At 45.3% G+C, this 25,936-nt stretch carries 20 protein-coding genes; 9 read left to right on the forward strand and 11 right to left on the reverse strand.

What is annotated here, in order from left to right; translation table 11 throughout:
- Window positions 1–252: 252 nt before the first annotated feature.
- The 5 genes from folP (at window position 253) to DVY93_RS11360 (ending at window position 4,778) form a co-directional block, all read left to right on the forward strand.
- Window positions 253–1,149, forward strand: a complete 897-nt coding sequence (folP, locus tag DVY93_RS11340; RefSeq protein WP_230710866.1) for a dihydropteroate synthase — start codon at window positions 253–255, stop codon at window positions 1,147–1,149.
- 140 nt (window positions 1,150–1,289) lie between these two features.
- Window positions 1,290–1,568 (forward strand): FAD assembly factor SdhE, encoded by a 279-nt coding sequence (locus DVY93_RS11345; RefSeq protein WP_230710868.1) that lies wholly within the window; start codon window positions 1,290–1,292, stop codon window positions 1,566–1,568.
- 33 nt (window positions 1,569–1,601) lie between these two features.
- Window positions 1,602–2,060, forward strand: a complete 459-nt coding sequence (locus DVY93_RS11350) for a hypothetical protein (protein ID WP_230710869.1) — start codon at window positions 1,602–1,604, stop codon at window positions 2,058–2,060.
- Between the two features lie 229 nt (window positions 2,061–2,289).
- On the forward strand, window positions 2,290–3,006 hold the full coding sequence (locus DVY93_RS11355) for a YidB family protein (protein WP_193004769.1): 717 nt from the start codon (window positions 2,290–2,292) through the stop codon (window positions 3,004–3,006).
- 314 nt (window positions 3,007–3,320) lie between these two features.
- Window positions 3,321–4,778, forward strand: coding sequence for an anion permease (locus DVY93_RS11360; RefSeq protein WP_230710871.1), 1,458 nt, complete (start codon window positions 3,321–3,323; stop codon window positions 4,776–4,778).
- A gap of 52 nt (window positions 4,779–4,830) precedes the next feature.
- On the opposite strand, the gene DVY93_RS11365 is transcribed toward DVY93_RS11360, so the two are convergent.
- The 3 genes from DVY93_RS11365 to trmB all read right to left on the reverse strand — a co-directional run bounded on the left by DVY93_RS11365 (window position 4,831) and on the right by trmB (window position 8,911).
- Window positions 4,831–5,928: a regulatory protein RecX gene (locus DVY93_RS11365; protein ID WP_230710872.1), complete on the reverse strand. Its 1,098-nt coding sequence runs from the start codon at window positions 5,926–5,928 to the stop codon at window positions 4,831–4,833.
- A gap of 40 nt (window positions 5,929–5,968) precedes the next feature.
- A complete protein-coding gene (gene recA, locus DVY93_RS11370; RefSeq protein WP_230710873.1) occupies window positions 5,969–7,036 on the reverse strand; it encodes a recombinase RecA in 1,068 nt (355 codons plus the stop codon).
- Window positions 7,037–8,071: 1,035 nt separating this feature from the next.
- A complete protein-coding gene (gene trmB / locus DVY93_RS11375; protein ID WP_230710874.1) occupies window positions 8,072–8,911 on the reverse strand; it encodes a tRNA (guanosine(46)-N7)-methyltransferase TrmB in 840 nt (279 codons plus the stop codon).
- A gap of 195 nt (window positions 8,912–9,106) precedes the next feature.
- On the opposite strand from trmB, the gene DVY93_RS11380 reads away from it, so the two are divergent.
- Window positions 9,107–10,042 carry a DUF2628 domain-containing protein gene (locus DVY93_RS11380; RefSeq protein ID WP_230710887.1) on the forward strand — a complete coding sequence of 312 codons (936 nt, stop codon included), beginning with the start codon at window positions 9,107–9,109 and terminating at the stop codon, window positions 10,040–10,042.
- Window positions 10,043–10,045: 3 nt separating this feature from the next.
- Here DVY93_RS11380 and DVY93_RS11385 read toward each other — a convergent pair whose 3' ends face one another.
- The 8 genes from DVY93_RS11385 to gmk form a co-directional block, all read right to left on the reverse strand.
- Window positions 10,046–11,938 carry a monovalent cation:proton antiporter-2 (CPA2) family protein gene (locus DVY93_RS11385; RefSeq protein ID WP_193004764.1) on the reverse strand — a complete coding sequence of 631 codons (1,893 nt, stop codon included), beginning with the start codon at window positions 11,936–11,938 and terminating at the stop codon, window positions 10,046–10,048.
- 76 nt (window positions 11,939–12,014) lie between these two features.
- Complete coding sequence (locus DVY93_RS11390) at window positions 12,015–12,719, reverse strand: hypothetical protein (protein ID WP_193004763.1); 705 nt, start codon at window positions 12,717–12,719, stop codon at window positions 12,015–12,017.
- A 144-nt stretch (window positions 12,720–12,863) separates the two neighbouring features.
- Window positions 12,864–14,027, reverse strand: a complete 1,164-nt coding sequence (locus DVY93_RS11395; protein ID WP_230710875.1) for a cation diffusion facilitator family transporter — start codon at window positions 14,025–14,027, stop codon at window positions 12,864–12,866.
- Between the two features lie 182 nt (window positions 14,028–14,209).
- A complete protein-coding gene (locus DVY93_RS11400) occupies window positions 14,210–16,498 on the reverse strand; it encodes a primosomal protein N' (protein WP_230710876.1) in 2,289 nt (762 codons plus the stop codon).
- Between the two features lie 145 nt (window positions 16,499–16,643).
- Window positions 16,644–17,024: a RidA family protein gene (locus DVY93_RS11405; RefSeq protein WP_193004760.1), complete on the reverse strand. Its 381-nt coding sequence runs from the start codon at window positions 17,022–17,024 to the stop codon at window positions 16,644–16,646.
- 200 nt (window positions 17,025–17,224) lie between these two features.
- Window positions 17,225–19,423 (reverse strand): RelA/SpoT family protein, encoded by a 2,199-nt coding sequence (locus tag DVY93_RS11410; protein WP_193004759.1) that lies wholly within the window; start codon window positions 19,421–19,423, stop codon window positions 17,225–17,227.
- A 394-nt stretch (window positions 19,424–19,817) separates the two neighbouring features.
- Window positions 19,818–20,078, reverse strand: coding sequence for a DNA-directed RNA polymerase subunit omega (gene rpoZ / locus DVY93_RS11415; RefSeq protein ID WP_193004758.1), 261 nt, complete (start codon window positions 20,076–20,078; stop codon window positions 19,818–19,820).
- A gap of 173 nt (window positions 20,079–20,251) precedes the next feature.
- Window positions 20,252–20,878, reverse strand: coding sequence for a guanylate kinase (gmk, locus tag DVY93_RS11420; protein WP_193004757.1), 627 nt, complete (start codon window positions 20,876–20,878; stop codon window positions 20,252–20,254).
- Window positions 20,879–21,211: 333 nt separating this feature from the next.
- Between gmk and ispH the strand changes: the two genes are divergently transcribed.
- The 3 genes from ispH to htpG all read left to right on the forward strand — a co-directional run bounded on the left by ispH (window position 21,212) and on the right by htpG (window position 25,812).
- A complete protein-coding gene (gene ispH / locus DVY93_RS11425) occupies window positions 21,212–22,168 on the forward strand; it encodes a 4-hydroxy-3-methylbut-2-enyl diphosphate reductase (protein WP_230710878.1) in 957 nt (318 codons plus the stop codon).
- Window positions 22,169–22,721: 553 nt separating this feature from the next.
- A complete protein-coding gene (locus DVY93_RS11430) occupies window positions 22,722–23,537 on the forward strand; it encodes a thioesterase family protein (protein ID WP_230710880.1) in 816 nt (271 codons plus the stop codon).
- Between the two features lie 313 nt (window positions 23,538–23,850).
- On the forward strand, window positions 23,851–25,812 hold the full coding sequence (htpG, locus tag DVY93_RS11435; protein WP_230710882.1) for a molecular chaperone HtpG: 1,962 nt from the start codon (window positions 23,851–23,853) through the stop codon (window positions 25,810–25,812).
- The last annotated feature ends 124 nt before the right edge of the window (window positions 25,813–25,936 follow it).

The following is a 25,936-nucleotide window of genomic DNA, read 5'->3' on the forward strand; positions in this document are numbered from 1 at the left end:
AACTTCTTTGCTGTTGCGACTCCGGTATGTCCTTGCCGATAGTATGCGATGACTTCTCTCTTAAAGTCCAGATCGTAACGCATAAAAATACCCCATAAGTTGTGTCCAACTTATGGGGGTCAGTTCAAATAAAGGGCTTTTTTTGTGGGTCTCATTTATGAAGGGTTTAGGACAGAGTAGGATTTACTGGTATCATAGATAAAATAGTAACAAACCGAAATTTCTTAAAAATTTACTTGTGATGGATGGATTATGTCCTTGTTTCAACCTTTACCCCCTTACAAGATAGTAAGTCGTGATAAAACCTTAGATTTATCGTCGCCACATGTTATGGGTATTCTGAATGTAACGCCAGATTCTTTCTCGGATGGTGGGCAGTTTAATGCCGTAGATAAGGCGCTGACGCACTGTCAAAAAATGATAGAAGAAGGCGCTAGTATTATTGATATTGGCGGCGAATCTACTCGTCCAAATGCGGATACTGTGGTCACTAATGATGAGATACAGCGTGTCGTACCCGTGGTTCAAGCAATCAGGCAGCAGTGCGGGAATGATATCTGGTTGTCTATTGATACCAGTAATCCAGCCGTGATGCAGGCAGCTTTTGAGGCGGGAGCTGACATTTGGAACGATGTACGTGCCCTAAAACGTGAGGGCGCGACAGCAGTAGCGGCTGAGCTTGATATACCTGTGATGCTCATGCATATGCGCGGTGAGCCAACGACGATGAACGATCTTGCGCAGTATGATGAGGTGGTTAGTGACGTGACGACAGAGCTTTTGGCGCGTATTCAGGAGGTAACGAGTCTTGGGGTCAAGCAGGAGAAAATCATCATTGACCCAGGCTTTGGTTTTGCCAAAAACTATGACCACCATTGTGCCTTGTTAAGTCAACTTGAACAGTTAAAAGTACTTGGTTTACCAATGATGTTTGGTATTTCACGTAAGCGTTTTTTAGCGGAAGTGCTTAGTAAAAGTGACGTAAAAGCAGTCGCTAACACTCAAGCAGTAGAGCGCGATGCAGTCGGGACTGCTGCTGGCATATTTGCGCTACAGCAGGGGGCCAGTATCATTCGTACCCATAACGTGGCGATGATGCAGCAAGCAGTGGCGTTGTGGCATCAGTTATCTACCTATCACGGTCGTTAGTAGCGCTTTGCGGTGCTTGGCACTTGAGGTTACTGTCTCATGCTATCACTATGTATCAGCCCGATCCAAAACTAAGATCAGTTTTCACAACCGCAGTAAATACACTAACAGAATCCCTCTAAATGAACGAGAATCTCTCTATGAATATCACTCAGCCTGAACCTACCAATGAGCAGCGCCGCATTATTTATCAGGCGCGTCGCGGACTAAAGGAATTGGATTTTTATATCGACCCTTATGTCAAAGAGCTGTATCTAACAGCAGATCCTGCCGAGCAAGAAACGTTTGCGCAAATGCTGACTCATGAAGATCCTGATTTGTTGGATTATTTTACCAATCAAAATCGTCCAGAAGATGAAGCAATATGGACGTTGGTCAATAAAATTAAAACGTGGCGTCATACCAAAGATTTGACGTAATGTAATGGTTAACGTTTTCTTTGGTGCTCATACATGACTTCAACAGCCCCATTGCGTATTGATACGGCTATCCAGCCGGCCAGCTACTTACGTTTAGTGCTGTATATTGGGTTAACCAGCGTTATGGTTGTACTTGCATGGCTTGCTTCTTTAGTTCTGTGGCAGTATGTGGTCATCTTAATAGTTGCTGCCGCTGTGACTATCTATCTGACATTCTCACGACCGATACTGTTGCACTTTAGTCAGCCACCGCTTAGTCAGCGTGTCGACAGACAGTGGCAACTCCTGATGCGTACTGGACGTGGTGATGAGCTATGGCAGGCACAACTAATCAATGTGCATCGCTATCAGTGGGCGATGAGCTTTGAGTTTACTATAGTAGAACCTTATAGGCGGCCTTTATCAGTGACAGTGTTTCGCGATCAAGTGGGTGCGGATCAGTGGAGAGAGCTGAATGTTTTAGCCAGTGTGAGCGCTGATAAAACAGGGTAAACACCGACTTTTTTCCGATAGTCGATTGCCTCTATAAGCTTACGCATGCCTACATGTCATAACAAAACACCTATCTCGGTGGTTATAGAGATTTGTTATATTGCAAGATAACGATAAAGCGTATCAGCCAACCGTCTTTTTCATCATGTGCTGATTAGTGATCAGTGTGGTTAGAAAGAAACAGTGGCTGATGACAATAACCAACAATATGACAAAAAAGGAGTGCGTTATGAGTTTATTAGGAAGTTTGGTGAGCCAAGTGGCGCGTAGTGCTATGGATCCAGAAGACGCACAGCGTAACCCGGTGAACCAACGTACCACCCCACGTCGGACTGGTGGTCTTGGAGATGTATTGGGTAGTGTGTTAGGCGGCGGCAGTCAAGCAGGGGGCTACAATCCAAGACAGTATGATCGCCAACCCGATAGTGGTTTTGGTCTAGACGATATTATAGGTGGTCTCGCTGGCGGCAATCAACGCGGCGGTGTAAGCTCAGGCGCTGGTGGCTTAGGAGATATCTTAGGCGGTGTACTGGGTGGTCAACGCACGAGAGGCGGATTTGGTGGTGGTAAAGGCATGCTAATCGCGGCCCTTATGCCAATGGTATTAAGCTGGATCAAACGTAACGGCGGCCTCAGCGGAGCGTTATCCAAGATTACTGGCATGGGTTATGAAAAACAAGCCCGCTCTTGGATGAGTAACCAAGAAGATAATGACAACCTTGATCCAAATGAGGTCAGTCGTTTGTTTGATGACAGTGAGATTCAGCAAGTTGCTGCTCACACGGGTGCGAATGAGGCAGAGGTGCGTCAGGGGCTGGCTGAACTGCTGCCTGAAGTCATGAATCAGCTCACACCGAATGGCAACTTAGATAATGAAAGAGAGGCCAATGCAGAGATTGACCAGATCATGGGTCAGTTGTCTAGTCGACTAAATACTTTAAAATAACTTTTTACTTTAACAAGCGCCCGTATGCCCGAAAATTCGTTAAAAAGAGTGCGTCTGATGACGTGCTCTTTTTTTATTGCCAATACAGCAGAACCATTTCCGCAGCATTATTGCTGCCTATTTACCTTATTATCTAAAAAGATATGTTAAAAATGGTGAACAATAATAAAACGGTTATATAAATCTTATAAGATGGTTGTACTATTCACTCAGTATGATTGATCCAACGCCGTTTTATAGCGTTTGTACCTTTAAGGGTAGTGTGTAAAATATAACTGTCTGAGGGTAAAAACACATTTTAAGGATATTTCCTCATGCCATTTAAACCTATTCAAGCAGCTATTGCCATCTTAGTTGGTTTGATTATCTGGTTTGTTATTCCCGTTCCTACTGGCGTTACACCTGACGCGTGGCATATGCTGGCATTGTTCATTGGTACCATTGTCGCCATCATCGGTAAAGTGCTACCCATTGGTGCGATCGCTATCATTGCAGTCACACTCGTGGCGCTCACAGGCGTGACAAGTGATAGCCCAAAACAAGCCATTAGCGACGCATTATCAAGCTACTCAAGTCCACTGATTTGGCTAATTGGTATCGCGGTTATGATATCGCGTGGCTTGATAAAGACTGGCTTAGGTCGACGTATTGCTTATTATTTTATCTCTATTTTTGGCAAAAAAACCATTGGCGTGGCTTATTCTTTGACAGCAGCTGAGTTGATGATAGCACCCATTACGCCTTCTAATACGGCTCGTGGGGGTGGGATTATTCATCCCATTATGAATTCCATTGCGCACAGCTTTCATTCAACGCCAGAGGAGGGCACTCAAAACAAAATGGGTCGCTATTTGGCGATGGTTAACTACCACGCCAATCCCATTACCTCTGGCATGTTTATTACTGCTACTGCTCCCAACCCTTTAGTCGTGGACTTAGTTAATAAAATCACAGGTGGTGACATTCAGTTGTCATGGACGACGTGGGCGGTGGCGATGTTTGTGCCAGGTATGCTGTGTCTGGTTGTTATGCCATTAGTCATTTATATGATCTATCCGCCTGATGTCAAAGAAACACCCGATGCCAAAGGTTTTGCAAAAGACAATTTAGCAGAAATGGGTCAAATAAATACTCAAGAAAAAATCATGCTTGGTGTATTTGGTCTAATGCTGCTGTTATGGGCGAACATACCTGCATTGATTTTAGGTGAGCAGTATAGCGTTGACGCGACTACAACGGCTTTTATCGGCTTGACAACCTTGATACTGACGGGTGTCCTGACTTGGGAAGATATTCTAAAAGAGAAATCGGCATGGGATACCATTGTCTGGTTTGGTGCGCTCATTATGATGGCGGCTTATCTTAACGAGCTCGGCTTGATCAGCTGGTTCTCAGGTAATATTGAGTCTTTGATTGGTACAACTGGCGTAGGTTGGATAGGGGCAGTGACTATCTTGACCTTAGTATACTTATACATACATTACTTTTTCGCGAGTACCACTGCCCATATCACAGCACTGTTTGCCGCCTTTTATGCAGTAGGGCTAACTTTAGGGGCACCGCCGATGTTGTATGCGCTCATTTTGGCCGCAGCAGGTAATATTATGATGACGCTGACTCATTATGCGACTGGTACTGCGCCGGTTATCTTTAACTCTGGCTATGTGACGTTAAAAGAATGGTGGAGTATTGGTGCGATTATGAGTGTGGTCAACCTAGTTATTTGGATCGGTGCCGGTTTGATTTGGTGGAAAGTACTCGGCTATTATTAATAAAGAACCACGCCCTAAGTAACTGAAAGTAAAAAAGTTTAAAGACAATCCGCTAAAAGCGCTCATCTAACGTCTCTAAGGTATAGTTGAGCGCAGCAAAGCAGATATCGGTCTTAAATCCTCTATATTGCAAAAACCGTAGCTGGCGGGCTTTGTCTTTTTGCTCAGTAGGAATGTCAGCACCGTACTTTTTGGTACGCGCTATGACCGCCAGTTTTAGCCAATCGACCCCGTCAACCGGCGTATCCGCGCTATCCTCCACAAACTCGCTAAACTCATCAGACTCTGCATTTGCCAGATCAATTAGCTCATCGATATTGCCTGGCATAGCGATTTTCTTACGATAAAATTCTTGCTTGATACGTCCGCGTCCACGACCTTTTCGAATATTTTCACGTATTAGCATCAGTGTGGTACGGTAATCACTTTGATAGCCTTTTTCTGCAAACTCATCGAGCAGAGCATCTACCTTTTCTGGATCTTGCTCTTTATCGATCAGTTTTTGTTTAAGCTCAGCCTTACCATACTCACGGCGCGACAAATAATAAAAAGCCAACCAACGCAAACGGCTTTCAGCTTTGATGGCATCGATATCGGCCTGTCGTTGTTCGGGTGTGCGCAAGTAGGCTTTTAGTGCGGCTGGTAGATTGTCGGTTTGGTTGTCCGCTGCACCATCATCAGTCGCTGTTTGCGCAGGTGGGTATTCCGAGCTGTCTGCATATGGCTGGTCGTCAGTAGTGGCGGCACTATCGTCGTTATTGCCATGAACATTATGCTTAACTTCTGCCAGCATCTCTTTGATGCTCTGTGCTTTAGGTGGTTGATAAGTAGGCGCATCGCTAGGTTCAGGGGTAAAGTTAGCCGCTGGGTGAAAGCGTTTTTTACGTCTTTTGGATTTGGAGGGTTTTTGATCCGTCGAGGAGGGTGTCTCGATAGTGTCTTCATCAAAGCTAGAATCGCTGGGCAAAGATGGCTTTTTGTCCGAATGGATTGAGCGCTTAGTCGCTTTAGTTGTCTGTATGGGTTGGTCTTTATAGGTACGTTTAACAGATATAGAGGACTGAGAAGGCTTTTTTTGCGGGGTACGAGGAGTACTCGCTGAGTCGGCGTCCGATTCAGCGAGTATGTCAGCTAAGGTTTTAATGTTCATTATAAACCATGGGAACTGTTAACAATTAATGATGAAACCACTATTGTACAGGGTCAGAGACCAATTCTTCGTTGGCTTCATTAGCTTTGTCACCATCTGCGGCTTTACTGTCGTTTTTCACCCCAAGCTTTTCGGCACGAATTTTGTCTTCGATCTCTTTAGCAATGGCAGGGTTCTCTTTTAAGAACAACACAGAGTTGGCTTTACCTTGACCGATTTTTTCGTCGCCATAACTGTACCAAGAGCCCGCTTTTCCAACCGCGCCAATCTCGACACCCAAATCAATGACTTCGGCTAAGTGATTGGTTCCTTCACCGTAAGTAATCTCAAACTCAGCTTGACGGAATGGCGGGGCCATTTTGTTTTTGATGACTTTGACACGGGTTTGGTTACCGATGATTTCATCACCATTTTTGACCGCACCGATACGGCGGATGTCCATACGTACTGAGGCATAGAATTTGAGTGCATTACCACCTGTCGTCGTCTCAGGACTACCGAACATCACACCAATTTTCATACGGATTTGGTTAATAAAGACCACCATACAGTTAGAGCGCTTGGCGTTACCGGTGATTTTACGTAATGCTTGGCTCATCAAGCGAGCTTGTAGTCCCATATGCGAGTCGCCCATCTCGCCTTCAATCTCTGCACGCGGCGTCAAGGCGGCAACTGAGTCAATAACGATCATATCGATCGCTCCTGACCGTACTAGCATGTCGGTGATTTCAAGCGCTTGTTCACCATTATCAGGCTGGGAGAGCAACAAATCGTCAGTATTCACGCCAAGCTTGCGTGCATAGACAGGATCGAGGGCATGCTCAGCATCAATAAAGGCACAAGTGCCGCCTTGTTTTTGACATTCGGCAATGGCTTGCAATGTCATGGTGGTTTTACCTGAGCTTTCAGGACCATAGATTTCAACGATACGTCCTTTGGGCAGACCGCCGATACCAAGCGCAATATCGAGACCAAGAGAGCCTGTTGAGACCACATCAGCATCAAGAATGGCTGAGTCGTCACCTAGTTGCATAATGGTATTTTTACCAAACTGCTTTTCAATTTGACCTAATGCCGCTTTGAGGGCTTTGGCTTTATTGTCGTCCATATTGGATTCCTTGTTTGCAATAATGAATGTGAAACGATCAATTTTGATGCTATCTATAAAAGGTACGTACTACTCAAAATGATGGTTCAATAGGGCTGATTGCTACTTAGACAATAAGAGGCGACCAGCGTCTAGCTAGAATAAATAGGGGATAATAGTGGTGATGTCATCAGTCATATCTGATGTATCACTCTACTATACAGTAAAATTAAATCACGAGAAAAGTAAAAATAAGTTCATAAAAAGTAGCGGTCATAGTGTGGGTTGCGTCACATTATGCGCATTAACATCGGTAGCGCTACTGGTTAGATAAGGCAATTATAACAAAATCCAAGGGACACATAGAGGGGCAGACGACGCTAAACGACAATAACTGTCGCATGATTTAAGGCTACTGTTTGGTCTGTAATTTTTGAGAGGACTGACAAGAAAATAGAAGTTTTGGACAGGAAAAGGGGGTGGTTTGTCAATAGTTTTATGAGTTGTCCACAGCAAATAAAATGCTCAGATTTCCCTGTTGTGAAACATTATTGACTATAAAATTTTTTTTAAAAATATTTAAAATAATTTTTTATGAGTAAACACTAGGTTTAAGTGTCTGATTTTTAGTGAGTTTTTAATTGTATAAAAAATGAACGATTTTACCTTGTCCTTTATGTTATCTAGGGGTGTCTCTGTCAAGGGGTGACTTATACACAGGGTTATCCACAGCTTATGGGGAGAACTCATGAATCCCTTATAGTACCAATGATTGCGCAGATAATTAACATAGGACAATAAGTCTATAATATTTTTTTATACCAGTGCAAATGTATATTTATCGATATATGGACTGCTAGTCGTGATGTTTCACATGTGACATTTTTATGAATTTTTATCCCTAAAAATTCTCATGCTCGGTGGTTTAAGGGATATGGCCAAGAAATGAGGCAATAATCTCATGTAATTTAGTAGAGAGCGGGCGAACAAGTACAAAAAAGCGGCTAAATAATTTAGCCGCTAGAGTGAAAATCTATTGAGAGTGAGCCGTGCGCGTTAATCTTTAATATAGATTAAATCCCAAACCCCATGTCCACGCTCTAAACCACGACGCTCGAACTTGGTCATTGGACGAAAGTCAGGGCGGTCAGTGAAATTGCCCGCGCCCGCTTGATTGGTTAATCCGGCAAAGTTATCTAAAACGTCAACCATCCAAAAAGCGTAGTGCTCCCAGTCAGTGGCTGTATGGAACCAGCCGCCTTGTTTTAAGCTACGAGTGACAATGGTCATACGTTCAGGACTGACGAAACGGCGTTTGTAATGACGTTTTTTTTGCCATGGATCAGGGAAGTAAAGTTGAATACGATCGATATGATTTTCTGGCAATTGTTTGAGCAATTGAATGGCATCACCGTTGATGATTTTAACATTGGTCAAACCTTGAGTCCCTGCCATGTAAGCGCATTTACCAATGCCAGGCTCATGTACTTCGACACCAACGAAATTACGGGTCGGTTCGGCTGCTGCCATCTCGATGAATGAGTCACCCAGTCCAAAACCAATCTCTAGCGTAAGCGGCGCTTCACTGCCGTTGGGGCTGTCGGTAAATAGTGAACGCAAGTTATCAATACCATCGAGATTGCCGTCACCGAAACTGTTATTGACCAGATAATCGGCAAACTCTGGCGCAGTCAGTGCCAGTTCAGCGTTTTTATTCATGTGCGTACGCCGCTTCATAAACGTGTTGACAATACGTAGGTGTTTGTCAGTGGCTGGCTCTGTTTCACTATCGGCATTGCTGTCGATATCGCTATGTTGCTCAGTGCTATTAAGGGCTTGCTCATCAGTTGTATTACTACTAGTGATGTTATCGTTGATATCAGGATGTTGACTCATAGGATTAATAAGGCTTCGTTAGGTGGGTGAGGTTGGCTCATTATAAGTCAAATCGGTACAACTGTGAACGTACAAACTTGTTTTAGCAGGCTTTCGGCTGACTTCCATGGTTGCTCTATGCTATACACGAGTTTTGACATTATCATATAATAGTCGTTGATAGAGTCATTTTTGAGTCCAACAGAGTGTACTGCCATGCTATTTATCGAGACGGATTCGCCGCCCCCGTTTTATCAAGAACAGCTAACGCCTACGAAGCGCCAACAGCTAGACAAGTGGTTTATTGGCCATCGTAGCCAGCGTTACTATCTTAAACGCTTTGAGCAATTCGATCAGCAAGGTTATCTGTCGCCAAAATGGCACTGGGCCGCATTTTTTATCACCTTTCCTTGGCTGCTATATCGTAAGCGTTACATGGATGCCATTGTCTATAGTGTGGCAGGGTGGTCTTTTATCCAGCTTAACGTGGCCATTGTATTGGTGGCGTTTGAGTTTGTGGCGATGTCTTACATTCCTGATGCGTACCAGATGGCGACACGTATAGGCATTGCTGCCATTATTTGGCTATTTTGGTCATTTATGGTGGCTCGCTGGACGGACGCTTATTATTATCGCATGGCAAGGCGTGAGATTGCTGACGCTATCAATGACTATCCGCGAGATGAGGCCGCGCAACAAGCACATCTACGCCGAGAGGGTGGGGTGAGTTTATTTGGATTGGCGTTAGGGTTTGGTTTTTTTGCCTTTGCTTTAATGGTCATCAAGGTGCAGTTTTTACCTATTATCGCTAAGCCAAAAGCCAATGAGGTATTGTTTGACACCTATGATGTCGCCAAAACGACACAAAACCGTGTGGCACTGATGTATCAGAAAACAGGACGGTGTCCAGTGAATCTGCCGCTTAATACCGAGACTCAGCAGATACGCATTGAGATCGATAACAAAGCGGCTGGCGTAGCAGAAACCGACTGTGCAGTGATTGCCACGATACGAAACGTCAAGTTTCCTATACGCTACCTCAATGATCAGACACTCGTTTTTTATCATCTACCAGAGGGTGATAGCTGGGACTGCATGAGTTCATTGAATAAAAAGCTAGCACCGGAAAGCTGCAATGAGGACACGCCCTAGCCATTACAGTGAGTTTTTAGAATCAGTGGCGATGTCCTCTTTATCATCAACGGGTGTCGCTTGGCTTTTTAGTGCATCATAAAAATCGCTTAAATCCATCTTTCGAGCCTTATCGATATCTTCATCAAACAAACTCTCAAGCTCTGCCATTGCTGACTGTGCTGATTCGATCATGCTGGCTTCATCGTCATAAATAGCTTGCTGACGTTCAATCAAGTCATCATCGTAGTCACGGAATGTCTGTACCGTTTCGCGAGCTTTTTCGGGTGAGATACCCAGCAGCTGTAGGGACTCTCGCGACATGTCTAAAGAAGACAAATACGTCTCACGCCAGATATGTCGCACCCCAACCTCACGTAAACGGTAATAGTGCTGGCGGTCACGCGCGCGCGCTAACACAATCATCTCAGGATAGTTTTTACGCAAGTACTGCGCCGTTGTGATAGAACGCTCTAAATCATCAATAGCGAGAATGAACACACGGGCTTTTTTGATACCCGCGGCGCGTAATATTTCTGGGTTTTTGGGATCACCATAATAGACTTGATTACCAAACTTACGGACAAAATCGACGCGATTCGCTGAGCGCTCAATGGCGGTAAACTCGATATTATGCATGCGCAGCACACGCCCGATGATTTGTCCGACACGTCCAAAACCGGCAATAATGACCTGATGTTCATGATCTGGAATGGTATCGTATTCGCGGCTTGGTTTGCTTTTGGCAAATAAAGGCTCACCCACTTTTTCTAACAATAAAAATGCCAGTGGTGTGAGTGCCATCGAGATGGTTACGATAAGGTTAAGCGTGTTTGCAAGCTCGGGTCGTAAGACATTTTGGGCGGTCGCAACACTGAATAAGACAAAGGCGAATTCACCGCCTTGGGCTAGCGTGACGCCTAGTCTGATACTGGTCGGCCAGCGATTGCCAGATATTTTTGCAATCGCCGCGATGACACCGAATTTGATAAACATCAATGCCATCGCACAACCAATAATAAAGAGAGGTTGTGCCAAGATGAGTTTGACATCGGTCAACATACCGACCGACATAAAGAACAACCCTAGTAGCAACCCTTTAAAAGGCTCGATACTGGCTTCTAACTCATGACGGTACTCAGAATCGGCCAGCAACACGCCTGTCAAAAATGCTCCTAGCGCCATCGACAGACCAATCTGGCCCATCAAAATAGACACACCCATGACGATAAACAGTGCCACGGCAGTCAATAATTCAGATGCCCCACTTGACGCGACAAATTTAAAAAACGGCCGGATAATATAGCGACTAGCAAAAATGAGGCCGGCAAAAACAGCAAAAACCTTACCAAAGTAAATCAAGTCGTAGCTTTGTTCACGCACCCCCGATAGGAATGGAATGACCGCTAGAAGGGGGATAACTGCGATATCTTGGAACAATAAAATCGTAAACGCTTCTCGGCCGTGGGTGCTTGAAAGCTGCTGTTTTTCGGTCAGTATTTGGAGCACAAAAGCAGTGGAAGAGAGGGCAAGACCAAAACCGACAATAAAAGCGGTATCTAGTGGTAAAGTAAAAAACTGTATTAACAGCCACATCAATAAGGCGCCGGTAAGACCAACTTGGAGGCCACCAAGGACGAATATCGAGCGCCGTAATGCCCAAAGCCGTGAAGGCTGTAGCTCAAGCCCGATGATAAACAGCAGCATGACCACGCCAAATTCAGAAAAGTGCAGTAAGCTCTCTGCATCGCCCGCCACATCTAAGCCACTTGGGCCCAATATAAGCCCTGTGATGAGATAGCCCAACACAGTTGCAATCCCAAAGCGTTTGCCTAAGGGTACAAAAAGTAATGCTGCCCCCAAGAAAATCGTAGCTTGTAACATTAAGTTTGGTGAGCCGGCGGCGGCAGCGAACATCTTGTATCCTTAATGGTGGCAATCAAGTGAGCAATATAAAGCGGTGGTAGCAAAAACGATATGGCGGCGACGTAAACTATTTTTTGCGGTAAATTTTCCAAATGCCGTTGTCTGCGATTGGGTTGTTATACGCATCATTACGACGCTTACGCGGAGTCTGCCGACTGTCTACGATTTTAAAGTCAGGCAAGGCATGGACAATCAGGCCAGTACGATAAAAGCGCACCCGTTCAGGCTCTAGCATCTCGCCTTTACTATCACGGCAAAAAACATAAGCACGTAAATCAATAAATTCACGGTGCGCGACCAGACGCGCTTCATCATCACTATCAAACACGGCTGCCATACGGGCAACTTCATCAACCGTGTAATCACCACATTTATCAGTAAGTGCGCCTACCGAGCCAAAGCTTTTGGATTCTTTGGCACGAGTCTTGGTCAGATGCAAGCGTTGCACATGATAAATAAACTGCGGAATCTCAAGGCTGGCAGGTAGCGGCAGATAGTCAGGTGGTAGATTGGCAGCCGGATAAAAAGCCAGTGCACGCGCCAGCAAAGGCTGCCAGCGCTGTTGATAAGCTTGGACCTCGGCTAAGTTACCTTCATAAATCGGCATGTCACGAATTTGCCGCAAAATATCCGGCGGAAACTGTTCATTACGAAAGCTGGCAATGTCTTCTTGCAGCGTTGAGAGCAAAACTTTGGCGTGTTTTTTGCCATCCTTTGACGTAGGGTCTTCGATATGATCTGGGGCGACAAAGGGCGCTGAGCGTTTAGACATAGTGATACATCATCAATAGATAGGTAAAAATGCTAATAAATATGGTGGCTTAAGTCAAACGACGTTCCGCTTGATTGCTTGTTATTGCTAATCAGTCTTTATTATAACCACATAATCTCGCTTAATTTTCGTTTTTTTTATGGCTTAGTGATTGTGCCCTATGTGTTTGTTACTGTCAGCGGGCTGCTTTGAGATATCACAAACTAAGGCATCACTATGTGTTTCGGTTTGTGGGTGCGACAAGCTTTCGACCTGAATGGTGGCGTGATGGATACCAAGCTCGAGTAAGCTTTGTTCTAGACTGGCAATCAACACGCTTGATTTATGAATACTCATGTCGCCATCGACCACGATGTGACAAGATAAGGCGTTTAGGCCGCTAGTAATACTCCAAACATGAAGGTCGTGGACAGCATTTACCTGCGGGTGAGTAAGCAGTTTTTGTTCGACATCGACTAACGATATATGAGCAGGCGTGCCTTCCATTAAGATGTGCACTGAATCACGGACGACACGGTAACCGCTTACTAATATCAGGATGGCAACCACTACCGAGGCTACCGCATCCGCCCATACCCAACCAAATCCCATCATCAGTAAGGCTGCGATGATAGCAGCGACTGATCCTAGTAAATCACTCAATACGTGCAAGTAAGCACTCTGCATGTTGAGATTAACCGGCTCTTTATTGTCAGCTGACAGGGTATCATTTGTCCCATGACTGTGCCCGTGAGCATCACCACTGCGGCTACCTCGATGCATGAACCACGCCACCAAAATGTTGACCAACATACCGATAGTCGCAACGATCAGCATACCTTGCGTAGCAATTTCAGGGGGTGAATTGAAACGTTTGATCGCTTCATAAAAAATCATTAGAGCGATGATAACCAGCGTAGCACCATTTAAGGTAGCGACTAAAATCTCAAAGCGCTTATAACCAAAGGTCTTTTGGTGAGTGGCTGATTTTTCGCCAATCTTAAACGCCATTAGGGTGGCACCAAGGGCTATCGCATCGCTTAGCATGTGACCGGCATCTGATAATAGCGCCAAGCTGCCTGTGAGCCAGCCACCGATGGCTTCGATAAACATGTAGCCAGTAATGATAAGAAAGCTAATCAGTAACGTTCGTTGATAGCCTTTAGTGTCTCTCGGGGCTGTTGTCTGTTCTAAATGGGCATCGTGATCATGATTGTCTTGCCCTGCATGCGTATAGTTAGGGTACTCACTATCTTGATGTGTGTGCGTATCAGTAGCACCCTGATGAGCAGGATTATTTTGCCTCGGGTTTGAATTTTCTGATTTCATAACAACACTCAAGTTTCTGACGTTACATTAAATAATCCATACTTGTACGGCACACGGAAGCTATCTGCTAATCAAGCAGGCCAAACAGCTGTTATAAATTTAACACAGTCGAGTATGAGAAACTGTTACCCCGAAGTAAAAATAACACCGCGGCGCCCGATGATTACTTTACAGTGCTTTAACTACCAACCCACAGGGTCAATATCCAAAGTAAGCTTGAGGTATTTAGCGCTTGGCAGGGCAAGTACGGGTTGCCACCATTGGCTGAGTACATGATGTAAGTGGCGACGATCTTTGCCTAAGAGCAGTAGCTGGACATGGTAGCGGCTGTTCTTTTTACTCATAGGCGCATCGATAGGCCCCAGTACGGCCAGTTTATGGGCGTTTGGTAAAATGGCAATCGCATCTTTGAGCGCTTGCGTGGTGGCCGCAAGCGTTTTGCCTTCACAGCGTATCAGCGCGGCATGACTATGCGGGGGTAAGCCCATCATTTTGCGTTCTTGCAGCAACTCACGAGCAAAGGATAAATAGCCATCTTTGACCAGTTTTAGTAACAGCTCATTGTCAGGTTGCAAGGTTTGAATCAGCACGCGTCCGGCCTTGTCACCGCGGCCTGCGCGGCCTGCCACCTGAATCATCAGCTGGGCGGTATGCTCGGGCGAGCGAAAGTCTGCGGATAAAAATCCACGATCGGCATTGGGTAGGCAGACGAGGGTGACATTGGGAAAGTGGTGACCTTTGGCAACCATTTGCGTGCCGACCAGTATCGCAGGCTTGCCTTCATTGATACGCTGATAAATATTTTCCCAGCTGTCTTTACGCCTTGTCGTATCGCGATCGATTTGAATTATGGGGTAAAGCACCTTACTGGTTTGCGGATTGGCAAAAATCGCGTGTAAGTTTTCACTCAGCCTTGTGGTGCCCATCCCTTTAGCATCTAAATTTTGACTGCCGCAATCAGGGCAGACAGTCGGAATATAGGTTTGCCAGTCGCAATGGTGGCATTTTAAATAGGCGTTGTTTGCGTAGTGGCGACGCTGCGTTTGGCTGTTGTAGTGTACCGTTAGATGAGCATCACAGCGCGGACAATCTGCCTGCCAACCGCACGCTTCGCATAATAGAACAGGCGCATAGCCGCGACGGTTTAAGAAAATTAATACTTGGTCGCCTGCCTCGAGCGTTTGCCGTATTGCTCCGATTAGCGCATCTGTCAGGCCTGTGTCATAGCGTGTGCCATCATTCGTGGTTTGTTGATGGGTGCTTTGTAGACGGGCGTCAATGAGCTGCATGGATGCAGGCTCAGCATTACCAGGACGAGTAAGTAGTTGGTACTCAACGAGTTTGCCGTCATCGACTAACTTTAAATGCTCAAGAGAGGGGGTGGCCGTACCCAGCACGACAGGAATACGGTACTGTGAGCCGCGATAAAGGGCGACATCAGCAGCGTGATAGCGCAAAGTGTCTTGTTGCTTATAAGAACCATCATGCGCTTCATCAACAATGATAAGGCCCAAATCTGCGAAGGGGTAAAGCACGGCTGATCGTGTACCAATGATGATTTGAGCATGTCCAGTGCGGCAATCTTGCCACCCTTGTAAGCGATGGGTATTGTTCATTCCCGAATGTAACAAGACGATATGGGCGGCAAATCGACTGGCAAAGCGCGCCCGCGTCTGCGGTGTAAGGCCAATCTCGGGCACTAAGATCAGCACTTGCTTGCCGGCTTCTAATACGGCTTGCATCGCTTGTAGATAGACTTCGGTCTTACCACTGCCGGTAATGCCATTTAATAAAAACCCCGTGTAGCGTGTAGCGTCATGAGCAGCAACAATAGCATTGACCGCAAGCTGCTGCTCATCATTGAGATCTAGGGGCATTTTTGCTAATGTCACAGGCGAGGACGCTTGTTTTGGTTGAATATAACGCTCGATCAGGCCTTTGTCTTCAAGCGTTTTTAAAAAATTGCGCTCCATGCCTTCTAACAGCAGTACATCTTCACTAGCGCCATGTTCGCCATGTAGTTTTAGCATATCAAATTGCTGTTTTTGCTTTTTTGCGTTGGCGCGAAAGTTATCATCAGTGACATGTGGCAAAATTCGCCAGTGCGTAATCAGCAAATCTAACGGTTTGCCTTGACGAATAAGGCTTGGCAAGATGACCGCTAAGACGTCACCAAGTGGGTAGTGATAATAACGCGCAAGCCAAAAAGCCAGTTTTAGCATACTGCCCTCTAAAATAGGCTCAGCATCTAAGCATTGATTAATAGGCTTTAGCTTGTTGAGGGGAACGCTACTATCCACTTCAGAGATATGAGCAATAACGATACCGATCAGGGTTTGACGACCGAATGATACCTCGACGCGGCTACCAATTTGCGGTAACAGCACATGTGGCGAGACGCTTGTTTCTGCCGGTAGGCTATAGTCAAACACCCGATAAAGGGGCACAGGCAGCGCAACTTGTACCAACATAAAATACACCCATAGACTTTTAGTGGGTTAAATAACGACATTGATCAGCGTCATAAAAGTAAGCCCAAATAGGGCTATTTGGGCTTATTTTAAAAGGGTTACTTTGACTTAAGAATTGAGAGTTAAGTAGGGTAATCTATACGAATTACTCAATATACAAAATAGACTCAATTTCTACCACGCCGCCTTTAGGCAGTGCCGCAACTTGGACGGCTGCACGGGCAGGATATGGCTCGCTTAAGTTGGCAACAAATACCTCATTTAAAGCCGCAAAGTCATTCAAATCTGTTAATGACACATTAAACTTAACCACGTCATTTATACTGCCGCCAGCAGCTTCGCAGATGGCCTTGATATTCTCAAAGACTTGCTTCGCTTGCGCCTCAAAGCCGTCTCTTAATTCCATGGTATCAGGATCGAAACCAAGCTGTCCTGAGATGTAGACGGTATTACCAACTTTTACCGCTTGTGAATAGGTGCCAACAGCCGCAGGTGCTTTATCTGTTTGAATGGTTTGACGAGTCATATCATATCCTTTTTTATATTTTTCTGGTTGGGCTTACAAGGCCGTATCAACCGATAAGTGATTATACAGTCTAAGTTTATTTGCTAGACAATCAATAAAACAATTTACTATTTTATCATTGTTTTGGGTTTTTCTAAAAATAGTCAATGATCTATTCAATGCTGTATTGCGTAGCCGTTGCTGCTAACTCACCATCGTCACTACAGCTGATATAGCCGTATGATATTGGGAAAGCCGAGTAATGAGCGCAGCTCGCGAATGCCTTGGGCTAAGTGGTTACGACTACGCACAATGATGTGGATGATGGTGTCACTGTTACGGACATCGACTGTCTCGACCCCGATGTTTAACTGGCGTAGATGATAGATAACTTCAGTAATTTGTTCATCGCTTAGCGCAATAGACAGCTTTAGATAAGCGGGGAAGCGAATCTTTCCGGTATTTTTTATATCGTACTCGCCTGACTCACCTTGTTGTACGGCTTTGTCACTACGCCAGCGCAGCTGAATGACTTGATACGGGTTGTCTTTACGAATATCGTCCAGCGAGAAACATTTGTGCCGATGGACAACCAAACCATGGCGGGACAAATGACCAACGATAGGATCACCATAGATGGGATGACAGCAATTGGCAAAGTTAAGCTCCACTCCAGAAGCGTTAACTATCAGTTGCTGCGGTTGCGTCATATCATTACTGTGTTCTTGGGCTTGTAGATCATTGACTTCATCGCTAAATAGGCGGGTTACCACGAGTTGTGGTAGGAGCGTGCCTGAGCTTATTTGCTCAAATAGGGCATCTTTTTCTGTTAATCCACGCCATTCAGTGAGGTTTTTCCAGTCACTGTCTGTCAAGTCATCGAGACTTTTTTGGTAGGTTTTTAGGGCGCGGTCTAACGCTTGCTGGCCATGATGCTGCTTATCCGCAGCAGACAAATCTTTAAACCAACGCAAAATCTCTTCACGTGCTTTATTGGTCACTACAAACCCAAGCCACTCAGCTTTTGGTTCTGAGTGGCTATTTACTTCAATTTCAACCAATTGACCATTTTTTACTACCGTACCAAGCTTGGCAGGCTTGCCCTCGATATTGGCACCGACGGCCACGTTACCTACCATAGGTCCAACAGCGTAAGCGAAGTCTAGTGCGGTGGCCCCTTGTGGCAGCTCATAGGCACGCCCCTTGGGACTGTAACAGATGATTTTACTGGAGTGCAGATAGTCCATCAGCTCATTAATGGTAGAGACTGCCGCTGAAAAGTCAGGGCTGTTTTCATCCAAGCTGTCTTCATCGACCAAGTCTTTCATGTTACGCAGTGAGGCCTGAATGACCGATTGACTGATATCAGAAGCGTGCTCTGCGCCAATGACGCCAAGCCTTGCAGCGCTCTGCATTTGCTTGGTCAAAATAGTTACTTTTACCACATCGTTATCACGCTCATAAATCAAAGTAAGCGACTGACTACCGCCTGGTAGTGGCCTACGAATATTATCAGCAATGTGATTGTCATCAATTTGATATTTTTTAATCAAGTAATACGCCAGTTTGTCACAGGATTCGATATTGTCGAGGACAATCTCGAACGCATAATGACGAAGTAACGCATTAATCTCACCGCGATTGCGGAAAAACTGACGGTATATCACCACGCGATTGTCTAAGACTTTCACCAGACCATTCAGTCCCAAATTGGTGAGGACAATACTCAAATAACGATGAATGGCTTCTTTTTGGAAATTACGGCCAAGACCATGCTGCAGTAGCTTATCGGACAGCTTGTTATACATATCAGAGTTCAGATTGCGATAACAAAGCACTTCGATATAATCAGCAATGTCATTAAGCCCCATGAGCCGGGCAAAAGGCACATAAAAGTCCAAGGTTTCTTGGGCGGTGGTACGCTGTTTTTCGGGGCGTACCGCATCAAGCGTGGACATATTGTGTAATCGATCAGCAAGCTTGATAATCAACACGCGTGGATCCGCAAGGGTGGCTGTCAGAATCTTATGAAACGTGGCGGCTTTATTTTGTTGCTTATTGTGTGAGGAGGATTTTAGTTTGGTCACACCATCGACCAGCCTTGCCACGACGCTGCCATAGCGCTGCTCAAGCTGCTCATCACTTACCTCTGTGTCTTCGACCGTATCGTGCAAAATCGCCGCAATAATCGTGTCTCGATCTAGGCGAAACCCCGCCAGTATCTCAGCGACCGCAATCGGGTGCGTAATATAAGGCTCCCCTGATTTACGCTTGTCTTTAATGTGTGCAATATCACCGAACTCACACGCATCAATAATATCACGGCGTTCAGCGGCAGTGAGATAACCTACTGAACGCAGTAAATTGTACTGAGCGTCATCGACTAGATGATGACTGAGTTTGGGTAAGGTTTGACTCATAAAGTAACGATCCTATTTTCCATTACCTATTTGCCTGACTATTCATCAAGGTAAATATTCTATCAAGGTACATGGTGACTGAATGAATGCTGAATGATTAGAAAAAAGCTTAAGAAAGAAGAAAGCCAAAAAACGAGGAAGGCCACCCTCTAATTAATCGTAATTTGCATTCAATGTCAACTGCTAAGCGAGCAGGCACTGTAAAAATTTAGAAAATTTAACTTAGCGGTATATTTTGAAGGAGAAGTAGCGACTAAAACAGTCAAATCCATATCATTACCATTAAAAAACCACAGTCTATGCTGTGGTCTTTATCGTCATTAGGTACGTTTATCTTATAAAGCCGCTGTCCGCTTTATCGCTTTTATACCCCAGACGTTATAAAAGCAGTATATTAAAAACTGTGATCGCCTGACAAGGCTAAATCCAATGAGCTGGTTGCAAAATGATGCTCTGGCTGATTTAGAATATCACGTGTGATTTTACCAGCAGCAATTTCACGTAACGCCAAGACAGTAGGCTTGTCATTATCGACATCAACCATTGGCTCAGCGATACCTTTGGCCAATTGACGGGCGCGCTTGCTTGCGACTAAAATCAGCTCAAAGCGATTATCAACGTTATCTAAACAATCTTCAATCGTCACTCGTGCCATAAATAGCTACCTCGGTTGTTTCTATCAGTCACGGACATTGCCCGCCACTTAACAAAAATAGTATCAAAAATGTAAAAAGGAATAGTTAGACATTATAGCATTTTTTGTGCAGTCGCGTAGTTGCTTTTTATGTCTTCTTTTTAGTGAACTGCCAACGATGATGAACGCTCAGCTTATTCTTCCGCTTTATTACTGAGCAAGTTAGTGATGGTGCGATGATAGCGCTGTTGTTGACGCGTAAGGGTCTGTCTGTCCGCCACGATGATCGCTTTTAGCTCAGTCAAAGCGACTTCAAAGTTGTCATTGATGATGACATAGTCGAAATGGACGTACTGCGCCATCTCAGTGACGGCACCTGCCAGACGTTGCTCGATGACTTCTAGTGTGTCTTGCGCACGCGCCGATAGACGTTGGCGCAAGGTTGCGATACTGGGTGGCAAAATAAAAATCATGGTCGCTTCAGTGAATATCTTTTTGACTTGCAGTGCCCCTTGCCAGTCAATCTCTAAAATCACATCAACCCCTGCTTCTAACTGGGCTCGAACGCTTTGTTCTGAGGTACCATAATAGTTACCAAACACCTCGGCATGTTCTAAAAACTGATTGTCACCAATGGCGCTTACAAAGTTATCTACGTCGGTAAAGTGATAATGCTGGCCATCAATCTCACCAGGACGCGGCGCGCGAGTGGTGTGCGAGACACTGACAGTCAAGTCGTTGGTGGTGGCAAGCAGTTGTTTTACCAATGAAGTTTTGCCTGTACCAGAGGCGGCGGTAATAATAAATAGTGAACCTGTCATACAGTGTTTCCTAGTAAAGTGTGTCCTAATAAACGACTAAAAGATGTCTTGGTGAACGGCTAAGGGCTGGTAAAAATAAAAATCGCCATCATGTATGGCGAGAGAAATCCGTGTTGCTGTGTCATTATAAACTGCTTTTATGGCTTTTATTTTAATTAAAGCCACCTTGACCAACACGTTGTTAGGGTATTGTGCCCTCACATAGAACAGTGGTATTTTCAAAGGCAATAAAAGCAAATTATGCTAAAGTAGGCAGTGATTTCCTTCCAACTTTTGAATGGAAGCTTTTAAAAATAAGCTTTAACCATAAATTATCCAATGATAGGCCTCCTTATGCAAATTTATCTTGCCAATCCCCGTGGATTTTGTGCTGGTGTGGACCGTGCGATTGCGATTGTTAATGAAGCATTGACACGTTTTGAGCCACCCATTTATGTTCGTCATGAGGTGGTACATAATAAATTCGTCGTCTCTGACTTGGCCAATCGCGGCGCCGTATTTGTCGAAGAGCTGCACGAAGTGCCAGACGGCTCTATCGTTATTTTTTCAGCTCATGGTGTGTCAAAAGCTGTCGAAGATGAGGCTGAGCGCCGTGATCTTACCGTCTTCGATGCCACTTGCCCGCTCGTCACTAAGGTGCATATCGAGGTCGCTAAGTTTGCTCAAGACGGTATGGGCGCGGTGCTCATTGGTCACGCAGGACATCCCGAAGTAGAAGGCACTATGGGCCGCTTTAGTCGTCGCCATGGCGGTCAGATTCATCTGGTCGAAGACGTGAGTGATGTCGAAGCGTTGAGTGTACAAGATGCTGAGCGATTGGCGTTTGTCACCCAAACCACTTTATCAATGGATGACACGGCTCGCGTCATTGATGCGCTACGGGATAAATTTCCGAGTATTCAAGGCCCGCGTAAAGACGATATCTGTTATGCCACCCAAAACCGCCAAGATGCGGTAAAAGATTTAGCCAGCCGCTGCGAAGTGGTCTTGGTGGTTGGTTCACCAAATTCTTCCAACTCTAATCGTCTACGTGAGTTAGCAGAGCGTATGGACTGTCGCGCTTATCTGATTGATAATGCTAATGAGATGGATCGTAGCTGGTTGGAAGGTGTGCAGAGTGTTGGGGTTACCGCTGGCGCATCAGCACCTGAAGTACTGATTCAAGAGGTGCTACAGCGGTTGCAAGAGTGGGGTGGGGATTTGCCTAGCGAGCTGTCAGGTATCGAGGAAAATGTGACGTTTAGTCTACCTAAAGCCTTGCGTATTCCGGTCACCCAAGTTGGTCAATAGGTAAAAATCTGTCCACTCATCAAAGCGCTTCACGGATGCGCCTTTATAAAAGTGTCTTATAAGTGTCACCTATTACAAGCCACCTACTATGGATAAGGTAGAATGAAAAAACAGAAAACCAGATTTGTATTGGCCAAAGCCACGCTTGATGAGGTCAACAAGCAATTGAAAATAAATATGTTGGTTATTGGCATGCTGGTAGTGATACTGCTCCTAAATACAGCGCACTTTATAAAAGACTACAGTCTTTTTTATGGGGTACTCACTGCCATTATGGTTTTTTTATTGTTTATCATGATAAAGAGTCGCAAAATTCTTAACATGAGAAAACAAGCACTGGCTAGATAGCCGGCAAGATGGTGCTAAAGCGTAAAGACTCTACGAGTAACCAACAAACTGACCAGTAAAACTGAGTGGACAGTTATTGAGCAGAGTACATTAAAAACCCTCTCTAATGATAAAAAATCATGGTGTTTTCTTATATAACGACTTCTGATAGCAGCCGTAAAGTACAGAATTAATGAGAGAGATTTGATAAAAATTAAGGACAGTCATGCCAGCTTATTATACTTTTATTAAACGCGAACAAAAGGAAGACGGCGTCAGTGTGACGCATTATCAACCAACCAAGCATGCCCAAGGCGCTTGGAACGAGCATGAGCAGCACATGGCGCCAGCGACAGGTTTGCTGGCGGCTGAGCTAAACGACTATGCACCGCAAGCCAACATGCGTATCGCCCGTATTAGCCTTGATATTCTAGGACTAATTCCGCTCGATGACTTTACCATCACTACCCGCTGTATTCGCCCAGGCCGGACTATTGAGCTTATTGAAGCGGTAATGAGCAGTCGCGGCCGCGATGCGATCATCGCGCGTGCTTGGCGACTCATGACGCAAGACACCAGTGAGATCGCAGGGCTTGAAGACCAAAAGGCGATACATACACCAGATGATTTGCCAGTTTGGGATGGTATGAAAGGGTGGCCAGGTGGTTTTATTGAAAGCGTGCGTCTGGTGACGGATACGCAGCGTCGTCCTGGCCGCGGCATGGTATGGATAACCAACGACAATGAGATGGTGGAAGGTAAGCCCACCGAGGATTTGGTACATCTACTGGGGATGGTTGATACCGCTAATGGTGTCGTGCCGCGACTGGGTCTTGGCCTGTCAAAGTTAGAGTGGATGTTTCCCAATACTGACTTACAAATCCATATGCATCGTGCGCCGCAAGGTCGCTGGCTGGGGATCGAGGCTGTGCAGCAATATGGAGATGATGGTATAGGATTGACCAGTGCCATACTGCATGATGTGCATGGGCCGTTTGGTCGCAGTGAGCAAATCCTGACCATTCGCCCGATACCTCGCTAAATGTGATGTGAGTATGATGGTTACTGAGACTGTGGAGGCGAGTGAGCTGACGCGTGCCTAACGCCTTAACATGCGCTTCTGTGCTAGTAGATTGTTTATACAATGACACCGCCTTAAAAAATTGGGGCGGTGTTTTTTATTGGACCAACATTTTAAGCTTGAAATTTTCTTCTGTGCCCCTATTAGTATAAACAGCTTAGCGGTGTTCAAAACGGAGATTCTCTACTGTTCTTTGAGCAAGTTGTTTGAGAAAATCCAGAGTGATGGCCGCTATCTTGTAATACGTTTTTCACATACATTAAAGGAGTTTTTTATGAGTGAGTCTGTTCAAGCTGATAGCCAAAACCCTGAACTAAAAAAGCATACTTTTGAAGCAGAGGTGGCACAGTTGCTGCATTTAGTGACGCATTCACTGTATTCAAATGCCGATATTTTTGTCCGTGAGTTGGTTTCTAACGCCTCTGATGCTTGCGACAAATTACGCTTTGAAGCCACCAATGACGACAGCCTTTATGAAGATGATGGTGAGCTGCGTATTCGTATCGCCGTTGATGAAGACGCTAAAACCATCACCTTTACCGATAATGGTATCGGGATGAATGAGACTGACGCCATCGAAAATTTAGGTACGATTGCTAAATCAGGTACCAAAGCATTTTTAGACAAATTGTCTGAATCACAAAAGCAGGACGGTCAATTAATTGGACAGTTCGGTGTGGGCTTCTATTCTGGTTTTATCGTCGCTGATACCATCAGTGTTGAATCACGTAAAGCGGGCGAGCCTGCCGATAAAGGCGTGCGCTGGGTATCAGATGGTACAGGTAGCTTTACCGTTGAGCCTATTACAAAAGAGACACGTGGCACCGCTATCACGTTGCATCTAAAAGAAGAATACTCTGATGGCGAAGATAGCTATCTCGACCGTGGCAAAATCAAGCGTTTGGTCAATAAGTACTCTGACCATATCAGCTTGCCGATTCAGATGCGTAAAGAAGTGTGGCAAGAAGACGTCGCCGATGACGCAGATGACGATACGCCAGCGGGCGGCGAGATGGTGCTGACGGATGAGTGGGAAACCATCAATAAAGCCAGTGCGCTATGGACACGCTCAGCGTCTGAGATTGAAGATGATGAGTATGTCGATTTTTATAAAAACATCACTTATGATATGGATGCGCCGCTTACTTGGACGCATAACCGTGTCGAGGGCCGCGTGCAGTATACGCAGTTGCTATATATCCCCAAAAAAGCCCCTGTCGATCTGTACACTCGTGAGCAGCAACATGGTCTCAAGCTGTACGTCAAACGTGTGTTTATCATGGACGAGGCTGAGCAGTTGCTACCGATGTATCTACGCTTTGTCAAAGGCGTCATTGATTCAGCAGACCTGCCATTAAACGTCAGCCGTGAGCTATTACAAGAGTCACGTGATGTAAAATCTATCCGTGATGGTAATGCGCGTCGTGTTCTCACTTTGTTAGCCAGCTTGGCCAATAGCGAAGACAGTGATAAACAAGAAAAATTTGCTCAGTTTTATAGCGAATTTGGTGATGCCATCAAAGAAGGTCTTGGCGAAGACATGGGCAACCAAGAGCGTATTGCCAAACTACTGCGTTATGCGACCAGCATGCAAGATGGTCTTGAGACCAGCTTTGAAGACTATAAAGGTCGTATGAAGGAGGGTCAAAAAGCCATCTATTACCTAACGGCTGATAACTTGGCCGCGGCAAAAAACAGCCCGCAACTTGAGCTGTTTAAGAAAAAAGGCATTGAGGTTATCTTGATGACCAGCCGTGTCGACGAATGGGCGATGAACTTCTTAACCCAGTTTGACGACACACCGTTACAGAACATCGCCAAAGGCGCCGTAGATTTGGGCGACTTGCAAGATGAAGCCGAAAAAGCGGAAGCAGAGAAGGCACAAGAAACCTTAAAACCTGTGGTCGATAAGCTAAAAACGGCCCTAGGCGAGCGCGCCAAAGATGTCAAAGTGTCTACTCGTTTGGTCGACAGTCCTGCTTGCTTGGTCGTTGGTGAAGGTGAGCTGTCCCCACAAATGATCCAAATGCTCAAGCAGATGGGGCAGGATGTGCCAGAGAGTAAGCCCACGCTTGAGGTCAATCCTGAGCATCCGTTAATCAAAAAGCTTGAAAGTAGCGAGCAATTTGATGATCTTGCGCAAGTTATCTTTGACCAAGCGTTGCTAGCAGATGGCGGTCAATTAGAAGACCCAGCCGCTTATTTAAAACGCGTCAATGAGTTATTGATGAGATAGTATCTAGCATCTGATAAAAAAGGAGGTCTTATATATAGGGCCTCCTTTTTTTATTTGTTTTTGCGCAAATTTAAGCAAATTTTACAAATCAGCCTTATCCTCTTGACCGACAATCCGTTACAAT

Source organism: Psychrobacter sp. CCUG 69069 (assembly GCF_021023115.1).
Taxonomy (GTDB): domain Bacteria; phylum Pseudomonadota; class Gammaproteobacteria; order Pseudomonadales; family Moraxellaceae; genus Psychrobacter; species Psychrobacter namhaensis.

Excerpts from the sequence above, each read along its gene's own strand:
- folP (WP_230710866.1), top strand. The coding sequence starts at position 253 with ATGTCCTTGTTTCAACCTTTACCCCCTTACAAGATAGTAAGTCGTGAT.
- DVY93_RS11345 (WP_230710868.1), top strand. The coding sequence starts at position 1,290 with ATGAATATCACTCAGCCTGAACCTACCAATGAGCAGCGCCGCATTATT.
- DVY93_RS11350 (WP_230710869.1), top strand. The coding sequence starts at position 1,602 with ATGACTTCAACAGCCCCATTGCGTATTGATACGGCTATCCAGCCGGCC.
- DVY93_RS11355 (WP_193004769.1), top strand. The coding sequence starts at position 2,290 with ATGAGTTTATTAGGAAGTTTGGTGAGCCAAGTGGCGCGTAGTGCTATG.
- DVY93_RS11360 (WP_230710871.1), top strand. The coding sequence starts at position 3,321 with ATGCCATTTAAACCTATTCAAGCAGCTATTGCCATCTTAGTTGGTTTG.
- DVY93_RS11365 (WP_230710872.1), bottom strand. The coding sequence starts at position 5,928 with ATGAACATTAAAACCTTAGCTGACATACTCGCTGAATCGGACGCCGAC.
- recA (WP_230710873.1), bottom strand. The coding sequence starts at position 7,036 with ATGGACGACAATAAAGCCAAAGCCCTCAAAGCGGCATTAGGTCAAATT.
- trmB (WP_230710874.1), bottom strand. The coding sequence starts at position 8,911 with ATGAGTCAACATCCTGATATCAACGATAACATCACTAGTAGTAATACA.
- DVY93_RS11380 (WP_230710887.1), top strand. The coding sequence starts at position 9,107 with ATGCTATTTATCGAGACGGATTCGCCGCCCCCGTTTTATCAAGAACAG.
- DVY93_RS11385 (WP_193004764.1), bottom strand. The coding sequence starts at position 11,938 with ATGTTCGCTGCCGCCGCCGGCTCACCAAACTTAATGTTACAAGCTACG.
- DVY93_RS11390 (WP_193004763.1), bottom strand. The coding sequence starts at position 12,719 with ATGTCTAAACGCTCAGCGCCCTTTGTCGCCCCAGATCATATCGAAGAC.
- DVY93_RS11395 (WP_230710875.1), bottom strand. The coding sequence starts at position 14,027 with ATGAAATCAGAAAATTCAAACCCGAGGCAAAATAATCCTGCTCATCAG.
- DVY93_RS11400 (WP_230710876.1), bottom strand. The coding sequence starts at position 16,498 with ATGTTGGTACAAGTTGCGCTGCCTGTGCCCCTTTATCGGGTGTTTGAC.
- DVY93_RS11405 (WP_193004760.1), bottom strand. The coding sequence starts at position 17,024 with ATGACTCGTCAAACCATTCAAACAGATAAAGCACCTGCGGCTGTTGGC.
- DVY93_RS11410 (WP_193004759.1), bottom strand. The coding sequence starts at position 19,423 with ATGAGTCAAACCTTACCCAAACTCAGTCATCATCTAGTCGATGACGCT.
- rpoZ (WP_193004758.1), bottom strand. The coding sequence starts at position 20,078 with ATGGCACGAGTGACGATTGAAGATTGTTTAGATAACGTTGATAATCGC.
- gmk (WP_193004757.1), bottom strand. The coding sequence starts at position 20,878 with ATGACAGGTTCACTATTTATTATTACCGCCGCCTCTGGTACAGGCAAA.
- ispH (WP_230710878.1), top strand. The coding sequence starts at position 21,212 with ATGCAAATTTATCTTGCCAATCCCCGTGGATTTTGTGCTGGTGTGGAC.
- DVY93_RS11430 (WP_230710880.1), top strand. The coding sequence starts at position 22,722 with ATGCCAGCTTATTATACTTTTATTAAACGCGAACAAAAGGAAGACGGC.
- htpG (WP_230710882.1), top strand. The coding sequence starts at position 23,851 with ATGAGTGAGTCTGTTCAAGCTGATAGCCAAAACCCTGAACTAAAAAAG.